Genomic DNA, 14684 nt, shown 5'->3' with positions numbered 1-14684 from the left:
GACTATCTTACTTCATTTGCATAAAATGGTTATAATTTGCGGATGAGACGGAGAGAGACCAGCGTATTCATCCAAATGAAATGTAGTAACCTTTGAAAAATCGATTTCGCCTGCCTGATAGTCTGAAACCAGCTGCTTGTACAAGCCGACCGGCGTGCTTCCTGTTGCCAGGCCGAGAACGGCATCTTTCTTAGCCTTTCATCATGTTAGCGCTTAACTTACAAAGTTCTTCATAGTGCTCGGCGATTATAATCTTCATGTGACACCCCCTCAAAGAGATAGACAAGCACCATATTTGTTATAACCAATTTAAGATGGTTGTCATTACGAATTTAGCGCCACCGTAATCAAACTTTCAATATTAATTTCTGAAAATTTGTTATAAAAGGAGGATACAAATCTTTCATATGAGGCTGGCAAGTGATATTATGGTCTCAATCAAAAAGAACGGTTGCATACAGAATGGGGAGAATGAAATGACAGCTTTATATTCTGTTATCAAGTTTAAAATCATTGAATTAATGAAGTCGGGCAAGTATCAGGCGAATGATCAGCTGCCGACGGAGAGCGAGTTTTGCGAATAATATGATGTCAGCAGAACAACTGTGAGACTGGCCCTGCAGCAGCTTGAGCTTGAGAGGTATATTAAAAGAATTCAAGGGAAAGGAACATTTGTATCGGCTGCAAAAATACAATCGCCGATTCCGCATAAGATTACAAGCTTTGCAGAACAAATGAGGGGCCTGCGTTCTGAATCAAAAGTGCTTGAACTCGTGGTGATACCTGCTGATCACTCCATTGCCGAGCTTTTGAAAATGAGAGAGAATGACCCTGTCAACAAGCTTGTCAGGGTCAGATACGCCGAGGGGGAGCCCTTGCAGTATCACACCTCCTATATTCCCTGGAGACCCGCACCGGGGCTGGCACAGGAAGAGTGCACAGGCTCGCTGTTTGAACTGTTAAGGACAAAATACAATATTGAAATCAGCAGAGGCACAGAATCAATCGAGCCGATTTTAACCGATGAAACGATCAGCGGCCACTTGTTAACCAATGTCGGAGCACCGGCATTTTTATCAGAATCTCTCACCTATGATAAAAATGAAGAAGCAGTGGAATATGCGCAAATTATTACGCGAGGAGTCCGATGAAATTCACCGTAGAACAGTCATATCATTCATAAAGTGATGCGTGACGATGAAAGGGATGGTGGTTTTATGTTTCTATTGATGAATGGAAAGGCGCTGTGGGGGGCTGTGATTGCTGCTTTCATCCTTTCAATCGTGTTTTACCCATTTCTTCCGGCGGAGATGCCGATTCACTATGATGGAACGAACAGCCCGGATCTGACGGTGAACAAGCTGGCGGGGACTGTAATACTGCCTGTTATGATGGTTGTGTTTGCATGGGCGCGGAAGATCAATTGGCAATTTGTGATTGCAGTATATCTTTTGCTGATTTGCCATATGGTCGTCCTGTATTTAGCAGTCTAAAATGAGGCAGCCAGATTGAATCTGGCTGTTTCGGCGTGCCGGCAAACTCTTGCACTCGTCGTCAGCCGGCACGTTGGTGCTCACCAGTTATGAAAGAAACGGCAGCTAATTGCCCCAAGTGTCCTGCCTAATGCCGCCGTCATCACATTTTGTGAGAGCACCTTTAATGCTCGTCCTTCCTAGACTTCAAGGGTTATCAATCACACTGAAAAAAGATAACAAAAGCCTAAAACGGGCAGTTTTTCTTTTATTTCATCTTCATTTGACAAAGAATGTGGTGTATAATAGCTGATGATCATAAAGAATATTCTGAAATTTGCAGGTGTAGAGCGGCGTATAATCAAAGAAGAGGCTGTATACTTTTTTAACTTTAAAAAGACTGAATATTAAAACAACTATGCTGTGAAAGGTGTGCTGATCAGATTGAATAAGCTTATTGAACGAGAAAAAACTGCATTTCATAAGGAAAAGCCCGAACCTTCATCCTTGGAATTCGGGAAATATTTTACAGATTATATGTTTGTGATGGATTATGAAGAGGGAATGGGCTGGTACCATCCGAGAATTGAGCCGTACGCGCCGCTTACGCTTGATCCGTCTGCATCTGTTTTTCACTACGGCCAGGCTGTCTTTGAAGGATTAAAAGCGTACAGAACAGAAGATGGCAGAGTGCTGCTGTTCCGTCCGGATCAAAACATCAAACGGCTGAACAGATCGTGTGAGCGCATGAGTATGCCGCCTTTAGACGAAGAGCTGGTGCTTGAGGCATTGATGCAATTAGTTGAGCTGGAGAAGGATTGGGTTCCAAAGGAAAAGGGTACGTCACTGTATATACGTCCGTTTGTCATTGCCACAGAACCAAGTCTCGGTGTGAAGGCATCCAAGAGCTATACGTTCATGATTGTGCTTTCGCCTGTCGGCTCCTATTATGGCGACGATCAGCTGAAGCCAGTTAGAATCTACGTCGAAGATGAGTACGTGCGGGCGGTGAACGGCGGAGTCGGAAGTGCAAAAACGTCCGGAAATTACGCGGCCAGCCTTCAGGCGCAGCAGAAAGCGAATGAGCTGGGCTATGACCAGGTGCTGTGGCTGGATGCCATTGAAAAGAAATACGTGGAAGAAGTAGGGAGCATGAACATCTTTTTCGTTATGAACGGGGAAGCTGTCACACCGGCATTAAGCGGAAGTATTTTAAGCGGAATTACGCGTGCGTCTGCGATTGAGCTGATTCGGAGCTGGGGCATTCCGGTTCGTGAAGAGAGAATTTCGATTGACGAGATTTACGCGGCTTCTGCACGCGGAGAATTGACAGAGGTCTTCGGCACGGGAACTGCAGCAGTCGTTACGCCTGTCGGTGAACTCAATATTCATGGGAAAACGGTGATTGTAGGCGACGGGCAAATCGGGGATATCTCGAAAAAGCTGTATGAAACGATAACAAATATTCAGCTTGGGAAAGTGAAGGGGCCGTTCAACTGGACGGTGGAAGTTTGAAGATGAAACAGAACCTGCTCGGAGGCAGGTTCTGTTTATTCTGAATGAGTGATATCAGCAGTCGGCTGGCTTATGCGGTTTTTCGCATAATATGCTGCATAACAGATGGCCATAAACGGTATGCCGCAATACAGTGCGATTCGTTGATTCGGATCAAAGGCTATGCCGATGACGGAAGCCAGGCATAACAGGAACGCGGCAATCGGCACGAACGGATACAAAGGGGTCCGGTAAGACAAATCGGCTACCTTGTTTCCAGCTTCTACATAACGTTTTCTGAACATGAATTGAGAAGCGGCGATACCCATCCACACGACAACAACCGCAAACCCGGAAATCGACACGAGCACAACGTATACAGTGTCTGGCGCAAATACGCTGGACAGCAATGACAGAATGCCGCCGATCATACTGAATACCAGCGCGTTAAACGGGGTTCCTTTTGACGTCAGCTTTGCAAATGTAGGGTGAAGCGTTTTTTCTTTTGATAAAGACCACAGCATCCGGGAAGAAGCGTAAAGTCCGGAATTAGCAGCTGACAGAATCGCTGTCAGGATGACAAAGTTCATGATATCGGCTGCATACGGGACACCGACTCTGTCAAAGACAGCGACAAACGGGCTTTTGATAACGCCTGCATCTTGTATCGGAATCATTCCTGACAGCACGAATATCGTTCCGACAAAAAAGAGTGAAAGACGCCAGACCGTTGTTTTAATTGCTTTTGGTATCGTCTTGTCGGGATCAACGCTTTCTCCGGCGGCGATTCCGATCAGTTCAGTTCCCGAGAAGGCAAAATTAACGGAAAGCATTGTCATCAAGATCGGGACAAATCCATTGGGAAAGAGCCCGCCTTCCGCTGTGAAGTTGGACAGCATCGGAGCGGCTTCTCCGCCTTGAATCGGGAGGATGCCGAACATGGCAGAGCCGCCTAAAAGAATAAACAATATAATGGCTAATACTTTAATGCTGGAAAACCAAAATTCTGATTCAGCGAAAAACTTGACTGAAAATGCGTTCAGCAAGAAAATGAACAGCGCAAAGACGGCACTCCACATCCAAACGGACGTATGGGGGAACCAGCGCTGCATTAACAGGCCGGCTGCAGTGAATTCTGATCCCAATGCCACGGTCCATGTCAGCCAGTACAGCCAAGCAACCGTGAACCCGGTGCCCGGCCCTATGTATTTCGCAGCATAGGTGTGAAAGGCGCCCGTGACAGGCATGGCCACTGACAGCTCACCGAGGCACAGCATGACCAAATAGACGATTCCGGCGCCGACTAAGTAGGCGAGTATCGTTCCCGCGGGGCCTGCTTGCTGAATGGTATAGCCAGAGCTTAAAAACAGCCCGGTTCCGATGACACCCCCTAAGGAAAGCATAAAGAGGTGCCGGCTTTTCATACTTCTCTGAAAGTTTGTCTCATTCTTGTTGTGAGCAGATTTCATCTTTTTCCAACTTTCTATCGGCGATTTATTTCATTCCTAATAAAAAATCTCATGTCAGCGAGTGACACGAGACTCCGGAGAACCGGCTTTTAGATAGAATATACAAACAATTCCGATAAGTCAAGTTGTTTTTAAAGCGTGCGCCCATGTTGCAATTTCTTTGATATCTTCAGGTTTTGTCCGGCAGCAGCCGCCAATCAGCTTTGCTCCTTTTTCATGCCACATACGTGCGCTTTGTCCGTATGGTACTGCGCATGCTGCGCCGTTCCACGTTTTTGTCTCCGGATCATATTGCTCGCCTGAATTTGGGTAGACGATGATCGGTTTTGATGTGTGCTTTTTTAACGCTTCTATTAAAGAAGGGATATGCTGAAGCGGCGTGCAGTTGATGCCGAGCGCTGCAACTTGGCGGTGCTCATCAAGCCATGACGCGCAGTCAGCGGCAAGTGTTCCGTCACTGATATGCAGGCCGTCTTTTGCACTGAAGCTGATCCACGCATACGTTTCGGGAAATTCCTTCAACAGCCGGACAATCGCTTTTGCTTCGGTCAGACACGGAATTGTCTCGCATGCCAAAACATCAGCTCCGGCTTCGATCAGCGCTTTCATACGGGGCCGATGAAATTCAACAAGCTCATCCTCTGTAATTCCGTAGTGACCCCGATACTCAGACCCGTCTGCAAGATATGCGCCATAAGGGCCTACAGAAGCCGCAATGATTGGTTTTGGCCGATTCAGACGGTTCTCTTCAAGTGCCCAAAATTCATCACGCGCTACAGCTGCGATGCTGACGGACATCTCGATGAGCCGGCGTGCTTTCGCTTCGCTCAGCCCGCGTGCCGCAAAGCCTTCAAATGTAGACTGGTAGCTGGCGGTAATCGCACAGTCAGCGCCTGCCGCGAAATAATCAGTATGAACTTGTTTAATCAGGTCCGGCTCTTCCATCAGGATTTTTGCCGACCAAAGACTGTCGTTCAAATCACAGCCCTTGCGTTCAAGCTCGGTCGCCATGGCGCCGTCTAGCACAATAAGCGGGTATGTATCTAGTATATGTTGGATAGGGTTCATAGAATGTATCGATGCCTTCTTTCAGATTTTTTGAAAAGATATGAAAATCGTAATGGAGGCTTACGTGTTTGTCAATAAACGCAAAAGAAAAGGGTGCTCAGCCCGTATGTCTGAACACCCTTCTTTTACGAAATTTGTTTGTTGTGTTTGTCAGTCTGTGTGTCAGAAAGCGGCCAGCATTCAATGCCATTGTGGTTTTTGAGCACACTTTTATAAAAGACCGGGTCTTTGCCTGCTTTTTTCTGGCGTGTATAGTCTTGGAGTGCCGCAAAAACGACCTTTGATAATAAGAAAATTGCAATTAAATTCACGACGACCATCAAGCCCATAAACAAATCAGCCAGATCCCAGACGAGCTGGACTTTGGCAACACAGCCAAACACAATCATTGCAAGCACGCCGATACGGTAGACAAAAATCAGTTTTTTGCTTTTGTTCAAAAAGCCGATATTGGTTTCGCCATAATAATAGTTTCCGATTAAAGCACAGAATCCGAATAACAAAATCAGAATGGCGAGAAAACCTGATGCCCATGAACCGACATGGGAGCTGAGAGAAGCTTGTGTCAACGCGATCCCGCTCAGTCCCGGAGTATGGTAGGCATCCGAAAACAGGATGATAAAGGCGGTGCTTGTACAAATAACTAGCGTATCTGACAGCACACCAAGCGCTTGAATCAGTCCCTGTTTGACAGGATGGCTTGTCGTTGCGGTGGCAGCGGCATTCGGTGCACTTCCCATTCCCGCTTCGTTTGAAAAGATTCCACGTCTGACACCCTGCATTAAGGCTGCACCTAAAGCGCCGCCAGCGGCCTGGTCAAAACCAAATGCATTTTTCACGATCAGTGCAATCACGTCCGGCAGCTGGGTAATGTTAGTGAGAATTACGAAAAACGCAACTCCGATATACAGGACAGCCAATACGACGACAATGGATTCAGCCAGCTTCGCAATGCGCTTTACGCCGCCGAAAATAATCGTGCCGAACACAGCAATTAAAATGAGTCCCAATGTCAGACGGTTTGTGCCGAACGCATTTTCAAAGGCGAGACTGACTGTATTTGATTGGACCGAGTTAAAGACAATACCGAACGATAAGGTAATTAACACAGCGAAAAGCGCGCCCATCCACCTTTTGTTCAGTCCTTTTTCCATGTAATAAGCCGGCCCGCCGCGGAAGCCGTTTGCATCTTTTACTTTATAAATCTGTGCCAGTGTGCTTTCCACAAAGCTTGATGCTGATCCGATAATGGCGATCATCCACATCCAGAAGATTGCACCTGGCCCGCCTAGTGCAATGGCGATGGCAATGCCCGTAATATTTCCTGTTCCGACACGGGCCGCCATGCTGATGCAAAACGCTTGGAACGGAGAAATGGTATTTTTCGACCGGGAAGCAGCACCTTCTCTTAATACCCTGACCATTTCTTTCAGCATGCGAACCTGTAAAAACTTAAGCCTGAACGTAAAATAAATTCCCAGCGAAAGGAGCAAAACAATTAATAGCTTTGACCACAATAGATCATTTGCGACACCGACGATATGTTCCAGGATTTGCTGCATACAATCACCTCTTTTTTATGTTTAAAAAATGCTGAGCTCCCACTCCTGCGCCATATGTTTCAGCAGCATACCGCCAGTGAGGCTGTTGCCGTATTCGTCAATAGCAGGCCCGTAAATGCCGATACCACACCCGGATTGAAAAGGCTGTTCTCTTCTGGCACTTGGAGGAACGAGAGCCATGATGCCGCCGGAGACGCCGCTTTTGGCCGGCACGCCGACAAACGCCGCATACTTGCCTGAAGCGTTGTACATACCGCACGTCAGCATTAACGCCTTGGCCAATTTTGCCACGTCTTTAGGGATCACTTGCTGTTGTCGAATCGGATGATAGCCGTCATGGGCAAGGATCAGGCCGATCAATGCAATGTCTTCTGTCGTGCTCTCCATGGCGCATTGCTTCAAATACACCTCGAGTGTTTCTTCTACATCTGCTTCTAAAAAGTTTGTTTCTTTTAAATAGTAGGCCAGCGCCCTGTTGCGGTGGGCGGTTTCCCATTCAGACTGAAACACTTCCTCATGAATTTTCGGCCGTTTTCCTACCAAGGTTTCCATCACCGAGTAAAGAAACTCGAGCTTATCATGTGCCGATTCTCCGGGAAGAATCGAAGCGATAGTAAGGGCACCCGCGTTAATCATAGGATTAAACGGCTTTCCCGGCTTGTTGATTTCGAGCCGAATGATTGAATTAAAGGCGTCACCTGTCGGCTCGACATCTACACGGTCCAGCACATAGGGAATGCCGCGGCTCATGCAGGCGGCGATAAAGCTGATCACTTTTGAAATGCTTTGCAGGGTAAAAGGGACGTTCCAATCGCCGGCATGTATCATCGTTCCGTCAGGCTCCAATATACAAATGCCGAGCTGTGAGTCATTGACTTTTCCTAAAGCGGGGATATAGTTTGCACTTTGTCCATTGGCGGCAAAGGGACGATAGCGCTCCACCCAATCATGCAGCTGAGACGCTGTATCTATTTCTATTTGGGGCTCTTTTATCAATTCTTTCATCGAATTCCTCCTCACTGTTTTTCTTTTTTAGGACTGAGGTTTATCAAAACGAAGGCTGAAGGGGCATTAAACGCTTTCATAAAAGCGGAAGGTATATTTACTGTATAATGGCGACTACAGAATCATACAAAATACGACAAAAATGACTTGAAAATAAGCCGTAAGATTTATAAAAACCTCATGTTCTAGGCCAAAAGAAATTTGCAGGTTTCCTGCCAGTTCCCCAAAATAGAATCGAGGATGTGATTATCATAAAACTGGAACGTTTCTTTGAAAAAGACGAATATATACTGGCTCTCATGCTGATTACGGTGCCGCTGGCCGGTGAACTGAAATTTTATCCTCTCAATGAAGAATTCAGGGTCAGCTTTGGCGCACCGGTTTTTTTCTTCTTTTTATTGTTGCTGAGGCATGTGCCTGCTGTGCTGCCGGGTTTTCTGACTGGAGCGGCGGTTTTCGTCTTTCGCGTCTTTCTGGAATTATGGGGCGGGGGACACAATGGACTGACTCCAATACTGTATGACCAAGCGTCTGGCTTTTTCTTTTATATGACTTACGCCTGTCTATTTTCCGTATTAAAGGCTAATCGTTTCTGTGAACGACCCTTTATGCTCGGTTTTATCGGGTTTATGATTGAAATTGTGTCAGATTGTGTCGAGTTGGCCGTGCAGTTTCTCATTTTCCATACGGTTGTCACGCCTGCGAAAGTTACGGATATCGCGGTAATTGCGATTTCTCACACATTTATCGTAATGAGCTTTTATACTGTGCTGAAGCTGTATGAAACGCAGTCGAGAGAAAAACAAACAAGGCAGCAGCATGAGCACATGCTGATGATCGTTTCCAATTTATATGAGGAAACGGTGCATTTAAAAAAGACATTGAAAACGACAGAGAAAGTGACAAACGATTCGTATCAGCTCTATCGGGAAGTGAAGGGCAAGGATAATCAGCTCAGCGGAAGAATCCTAAGGCTGGCCGGAGAAATTCATGAAGTGAAAAAGGACAACCAGCGAATATTCGCAGGGCTTTCAAAACTGATTTCTAATGAGAGCTTAAGAGATTATATGAGGGCTTCTGATTTGCTGCAGCTTGTGATTCGAATGAATGAAAAGTACGCTGAAGCACTAGGGAAACAGATTGATTTTCAATGCTCGATAGAAGGGGAGCATGACGATTATCACGTATTTATTGTGCTTTCGATTGTGAATAATCTAACGTCAAATGCGGTTGAAGCAATGGGTAAAGAGGGAATGATCAGCCTGAGGCTCCGTAAGCCAAATGAGAGTATGGTAGAATTCCAGGTGGAAGACAATGGTCCCGGTATTTCTGAAAAAATAGGAGACATTGTGTTTGACCCGGGCTTTACTTCAAAATATGACGAATTTGGCACGCCTTCTACGGGAATCGGACTTTCCTACGTGAAGGAAATCGTGACTGAACTAGATGGGGATATTACGTTTGATAATCAGCAGCGGGGAGTGGTGTTTGCCATCAGGCTGCCTGTCCGGCATTTGATTCAGAAAGGATGAACCGAAAGCTATGCGTTTTTTTATCGCTGATGATGACCGTGCAGTACGGTCAATTTTAAGGCAGATCATTGAGGATGAGGATCTCGGGGAAGCTGCTGGTGAAGCGGACGACGGGAGCCAGGTGGAAGGGCATATGCTGCAATTCAAACAGATTGATATTTTATTAATTGATCTGTTAATGCCCGGGAGAGACGGCATTGAGACAATTCGCCAGCTCCACAATACGTACTCCGGCAAAATCGTGATGATCTCTCAAGTGGAAGCGAAGGAAATGGTCGGAGAAGCGTACTCGCTCGGCATCGAATATTTTATCCATAAGCCGATTAACCGCATTGAAATTGTGACGGTTCTTCAAAAGGTGAAGGAGCGGATCGAGCTTGAGCAATCGATTGGGGCTATTCAGCACTCTCTAAGCCGGCTTGTCAATCGGACTGAACAGAAAGCGCGTCCCCAGCAGCACAGTGACAAAGGCTTAAAAGAAGCAGGAACATTCCTGTTGTCCGAGCTGGGCATGATGGGGGAAGGCGGTGCACATGATCTCATGGCGGTGCTGCAGTATTTAGCAGAACATGAGCAATCTGAGCCTTATGATAAACATATCCCTTCGCTCAAACAGATCTTCACCCAAGTAGCAGAACGGAAGCTGGGGGCGGGTGCATCCGAAACGGAAGTCAATCGAGAAATAAAAGCCTCTGAGCAGCGCATCCGCAGAGCGATTATCCATTCACTGCACCATTTTGCTTCATTGGGCACAACTGATTTTTCAAATCCGAAATTTGAAACCTATGCATCGAAATTTTTTGATTTTCCGGTTGTCAGCCAGAAAATGAAAGAACTCCAATCCAAGGATGCAAAACCTCTCGCCCCTGCAAGAGTGAATATGAAAAAATTCATCCACGTGTTCTTTTTAGAAGCGAAGCTTTTGCACGAGACGATGAAACAAAGAAGGGTTTAAACCAAAACAGCCGGCTGTTCCGGCTGTTTTTTTGTTGCGCCAGAACCGCGGTGGGACAGCGATTCCCTGTTTTTTTATAAAATATTAGAAAATAAAGATATTGACTTATTGTTTATTTGTCTTACAATTAAACAAAAAGATATAGGGAAGGAGCGGATGCGAAACCAAACAATAAAGCGCTTTCAGTTAGGGGCTGTATAAATAAATAACAGGAGGTTATGTTGATGAGCCGTATGAGAAAAGCACCCGCTGGAATCTTAGGTTTTCCGGTTGCACCTTTTAACACACAAGGAAAACTGGAGGAAGAAGCTCTTTTTCAAAATATCGAGTTTTTGCTGGAAGAAGGCTTGGAAGCGATTTTTATCGCTTGCGGGTCTGGTGAATTTCAATCTCTCAGCCAGAAAGAATACGAGCAAATGGTAGAAGTCGCAATCTCAGCAGCCGGAGGAAAGGTTCCGGTTTACACAGGGGTGGGCGGTAACCTCAGCACAGCGCTTGAATGGGCGCAGCTGTCGGAGAAAAAAGGCGCCGACGGCTACTTGATCCTGCCTCCGTATTTGGTGCATGGCGAACAGGAGGGGCTGTATCAGTATGCGAAAACGATTATTGAAAGCACCGATCTCAATGCGATTCTTTATCAGCGCGATAATGCCATTCTCTCTCTTGAACAGATCAAGCGGCTGACCGAGTTTGAACAGCTTGTCGGTGTGAAGGACGGTGTGGGAAATATGGATTTGAATATTAACCTCGTCTATACGCTTGGCGACCGTTTAGAATGGCTTAACGGAATGCCGATGGCTGAAGTGACGATGCCGGCTTACCTGCCGATCGGGTTTCACTCCTATTCTTCAGCGATTTCAAATTATATCCCGCATATTTCCCGAATGTTCTATGACGCATTGAAAAACGGAAATGACGAGCTGGTGAAGGAGCTCTATCAGCGTGTGATTCTTCCGATCAACGACATTCGCAAACAACGAAAAGGATATGCCGTATCTTTAATTAAAGCGGGCATGGAGATCATGGGATTGAACGTGAGAAACACAGCCAGACCGCCTGTCGGCCCGGTTGAAAAAGAACACTATCAGCAATTAGAAGCGATTTTGAAGCAGGCGGCTGACCGTTTTCCGAAAAAAGCCGCGACGGTTTGATGAACATGAAACATGAAAGGGGAATGAGCATGTCTGTGATCACGGAACAAAACACGTATCTCAACTTTATTAATGGAGAGTGGGTTAAGTCTCAATCAGGCGATATGGTCAAGGTCGAAAACCCTGCGGATGTGAATGATATTGTCGGCTATGTACAGAATTCAACGACAGAAGATGTGGAACGGGCTGTCGCGGCTGCCAATGAAGCCAAAACGGCTTGGAGAAAGCTGACGGGAGCCGAGCGGGGCCAATTCTTATACAAAACAGCGGATATTATGGAGCAGCACTTAGAGGAAATCGCCGCCTGCGCAACGCGTGAGATGGGAAAAACACTGCCCGAAGCGAAAGGGGAAACAGCCCGCGGAATTGCGATTCTGCGCTATTACGCCGGAGAGGGCATGCGCAAAACGGGTGACGTTATTCCGTCTACTGACAAAGACGCGCTTATGTTCACCACCCGTGTTCCGCTCGGTGTGGTCGGCGTGATTTCTCCGTGGAACTTCCCGGTGGCGATTCCGATTTGGAAAATGGCACCGGCATTGGTATACGGCAATACCGTTGTCATCAAACCGGCGACAGAAACAGCCGTTACATGCGCAAAAATCATCGCCTGCTTTGAAGAAGCCGGGCTTCCTGCAGGAGTCATCAATCTGGTGACAGGCCCGGGTTCTGTTGTCGGACAGGGACTTGCTGAGCATGAAGGTGTAAATGCCGTTACGTTTACTGGTTCAAATCAAGTCGGGAAAATCATCGGGCAAGCAGCTTTAGCGAGAGGAGCCAAATATCAGCTGGAAATGGGCGGCAAAAACCCTGTCATTGTAGCCGATGACGCTGACCTTGAAGTTGCGGCAGAAGCCGTCATTACGGGTGCCTTCCGTTCAACCGGCCAGAAGTGCACCGCGACAAGCCGCGTCATCGTGCAAAGCGGAATTTACGACCGTTTTAAAGAAAAACTGCTCCAGCACACAAAGGATATTACGATCGGAGACAGCTTAAAAGAGGATGTCTGGTTGGGACCGATTGCCAGCAAGAATCAGCTGGATAACTGCTTGTCGTACATTGAGAAAGGCAAACAGGAGGGCGCTTCCCTTTTGATAGGAGGAGAAAAGCTGGAGGACGGCAAATATCAAAACGGCTATTATGTTCAGCCTGCCATTTTTGACAATGTGACATCTGAGATGACGATTGCCCAAGAAGAAATTTTCGGTCCGGTGATTGCCCTGATCAAGGTTGACTCGATGGAGGACGCGCTGGACATTGCCAATGATGTGAAGTTCGGCTTAAGCGCATCCATTTTCACACAAAACATCGGCCGAATGCTTTCATTTATTGACGGAATTGAAGCCGGGCTTGTCCGAATTAACGCGGAAAGTGCGGGTGTTGAGCTTCAGGCGCCTTTTGGCGGCATGAAGCAGTCGAGCTCCCACTCCCGTGAACAGGGGGAGGCAGCGAAGGACTTTTTCACTGCGATCAAAACCGTTTTTGTGAAGCCGTAATGATGCTGGAAAGAGGCGGACGTGTCTCTTTCCTAGCTTTATCACAGCCAGCATATGATTCTCTACTTTGAAAAGGAGAAGATACTATGAAAAAAGAATATGCGAATGTTTCACCGGCGGGCAAAAAAACGTCTGTGCGCTGGTTCATCGTTTTTATGCTGTTTCTTGTGACCTCTATTAACTACGCGGATCGGGCGACGCTTTCCATCACGGGAGATTCCGTCCAGCACGATCTGGGATTGAACTCGGTCGCCATGGGATATGTCTTTTCTGCTTTTGGCTGGGCCTATGTCATCGGGCAGCTTCCGGGCGGCTGGCTGCTTGACCGGTTTGGTTCAAAGACTGTTATTGCATTAAGCATCTTTTTCTGGTCGTTTTTCACGCTGCTGCAAGGGTCGATTGGTTTTTTCACCGCCGGCACAGCGATTATCCTGCTGTTTGCACTACGTTTTCTGGTCGGCTTGTCCGAAGCGCCTTCATTTCCAGGAAACAGCAGAGTTGTTGCCTCATGGTTCCCAAGCTCCGAGCGCGGGACAGCTTCAGCCTTTTTTAATTCAGCTCAATACTTCGCAATCGTCATTTTTTCTCCTTTAATGGGCTGGCTCACCCACTCTTTCGGCTGGCATTCTGTCTTCGTTGTCATGGGTGCCGCGGGCATTCTTCTGGCTGTTATCTGGCTAAAAACGGTGTATGAACCAAAAAAACATCCGAAGGTCAATGAAGCTGAGCTTGCGTACATCGAACAGGGTGGCGGCCTGATTTCCATGGATGACAGCAAAAGCAAGCAAGAAACAGAATCGAAATGGCCTTATATCAAACAGCTGTTAACGAACCGCATGCTGATCGGCGTGTACATCGCGCAATATTGCATTACGACTCTCACCTATTTCTTTCTCACATGGTTTCCGGTATATTTGGTTCAGGCCCGCGGCATGTCTATCCTTGAAGCAGGGTTTGTCGCTTCCCTGCCGGCGCTGTGCGGATTTGCCGGCGGTGTGCTTGGGGGGATTGTGTCAGACATCTTACTGAAAAAAGGCCGTTCGCTGACCTTTGCAAGAAAAGCGCCGATCATTCTCGGCATGCTGCTGTCTTGCAGTATGATTGTCTGTAACTATACAGATTCGGCGTGGCTCGTCGTCGTCATTATGTCACTTGCGTTTTTCGGAAAAGGCTTCGGCGCATTGGGGTGGGCTGTCGTGTCGGACACGTCTCCGAAAGAGTGTGCAGGATTAAGCGGCGGTTTGTTCAACACTTTCGGAAATATTGCCTCAATTACAACACCGATTATTATCGGCTACATTGTGAATGCGACAGGATCCTTTAATGGCGCGCTCATGTTTGTCGGCGCTAACGCGGTTGCGGCGATTCTCAGCTATTTGCTGCTGGTCGGGCCGATCAAACGGGTCGTGTTAAAGAAACACGAGCAGGACCCCGATCAATCATTGCCTGTCTAATACTTATGAAAGCGCTTTATAAGAGG

Annotated in this window: 11 protein-coding genes and 2 pseudogenes; 8 read left to right on the top strand and 5 right to left on the bottom strand. The window is 47.0% G+C overall.

What is annotated here, in order from left to right:
• Positions 1-19: 19 nt before the first annotated feature.
• Positions 20-259 (bottom strand): annotated as a pseudogene (locus Q3W56_RS09935) (glucosamine-6-phosphate deaminase); the annotation flags it as partial.
• 217 nt (positions 260-476) lie between these two features.
• Here Q3W56_RS09935 and gamR point away from each other — a divergent pair.
• The 3 genes and pseudogenes from gamR (at position 477) to Q3W56_RS09920 (ending at position 2987) form a co-directional block, all read left to right on the top strand.
• Positions 477-1183 (top strand): annotated as a pseudogene (gene gamR, locus Q3W56_RS09930) (transcriptional regulator GamR).
• A 34-nt stretch (positions 1184-1217) separates the two neighbouring features.
• The gene (locus Q3W56_RS09925) at positions 1218-1493 is read left to right on the top strand and encodes a DUF1648 domain-containing protein (RefSeq protein WP_302895343.1); all 276 of its coding nucleotides are present in this window, start codon (positions 1218-1220) and stop codon (positions 1491-1493) included.
• Between the two features lie 423 nt (positions 1494-1916).
• On the top strand, positions 1917-2987 hold the full coding sequence (locus Q3W56_RS09920) for a branched-chain amino acid aminotransferase (protein ID WP_302895342.1): 1071 nt from the start codon (positions 1917-1919) through the stop codon (positions 2985-2987).
• A 35-nt stretch (positions 2988-3022) separates the two neighbouring features.
• Here Q3W56_RS09920 and mmuP read toward each other — a convergent pair whose 3' ends face one another.
• The 4 genes from mmuP to Q3W56_RS09900 all read right to left on the bottom strand — a co-directional run bounded on the left by mmuP (position 3023) and on the right by Q3W56_RS09900 (position 8070).
• Positions 3023-4435, bottom strand: a complete 1413-nt coding sequence (gene mmuP / locus Q3W56_RS09915) for an S-methylmethionine permease (RefSeq protein WP_302895341.1) — start codon at positions 4433-4435, stop codon at positions 3023-3025.
• A gap of 120 nt (positions 4436-4555) precedes the next feature.
• Positions 4556-5503, bottom strand: coding sequence for a homocysteine S-methyltransferase (gene mmuM / locus Q3W56_RS09910; protein WP_302895340.1), 948 nt, complete (start codon positions 5501-5503; stop codon positions 4556-4558).
• 125 nt (positions 5504-5628) lie between these two features.
• Positions 5629-7065 (bottom strand): alanine/glycine:cation symporter family protein, encoded by a 1437-nt coding sequence (locus tag Q3W56_RS09905; protein ID WP_302895339.1) that lies wholly within the window; start codon positions 7063-7065, stop codon positions 5629-5631.
• A gap of 21 nt (positions 7066-7086) precedes the next feature.
• The gene (locus Q3W56_RS09900; protein WP_019713195.1) at positions 7087-8070 is read right to left on the bottom strand and encodes a glutaminase; all 984 of its coding nucleotides are present in this window, start codon (positions 8068-8070) and stop codon (positions 7087-7089) included.
• Positions 8071-8369: 299 nt separating this feature from the next.
• Here Q3W56_RS09900 and glnK point away from each other — a divergent pair, with 299 nt between their 5' ends.
• From glnK to gudP, 5 genes are all read left to right on the top strand, one after another.
• A complete protein-coding gene (gene glnK, locus Q3W56_RS09895) occupies positions 8370-9602 on the top strand; it encodes a two-component system sensor histidine kinase GlnK (RefSeq protein WP_302895391.1) in 1233 nt (410 codons plus the stop codon).
• A gap of 10 nt (positions 9603-9612) precedes the next feature.
• Positions 9613-10557 carry a glutamine utilization two-component system response regulator GlnL gene (gene glnL, locus Q3W56_RS09890; RefSeq protein ID WP_268401170.1) on the top strand — a complete coding sequence of 315 codons (945 nt, stop codon included), beginning with the start codon at positions 9613-9615 and terminating at the stop codon, positions 10555-10557.
• Between the two features lie 224 nt (positions 10558-10781).
• Positions 10782-11708 carry a 5-dehydro-4-deoxyglucarate dehydratase gene (gene kdgD, locus Q3W56_RS09885; protein WP_302895338.1) on the top strand — a complete coding sequence of 309 codons (927 nt, stop codon included), beginning with the start codon at positions 10782-10784 and terminating at the stop codon, positions 11706-11708.
• A gap of 29 nt (positions 11709-11737) precedes the next feature.
• Positions 11738-13204: an alpha-ketoglutaric semialdehyde dehydrogenase GucD gene (gucD, locus tag Q3W56_RS09880; RefSeq protein WP_302895337.1), complete on the top strand. Its 1467-nt coding sequence runs from the start codon at positions 11738-11740 to the stop codon at positions 13202-13204.
• Between the two features lie 86 nt (positions 13205-13290).
• Complete coding sequence (gene gudP, locus Q3W56_RS09875; RefSeq protein WP_302895336.1) at positions 13291-14658, top strand: glucarate transporter GudP; 1368 nt, start codon at positions 13291-13293, stop codon at positions 14656-14658.
• The last annotated feature ends 26 nt before the right edge of the window (positions 14659-14684 follow it).

Source organism: Bacillus sp. C28GYM-DRY-1 (genome assembly GCF_030519405.1).
In the GTDB taxonomy this organism is placed as follows: domain Bacteria; phylum Bacillota; class Bacilli; order Bacillales; family Bacillaceae; genus Bacillus; species Bacillus spizizenii_A.
The sequence above is the reverse complement of the archived record's forward strand: the minus strand, read 5'-3'. Positions and strand labels throughout refer to the sequence as shown.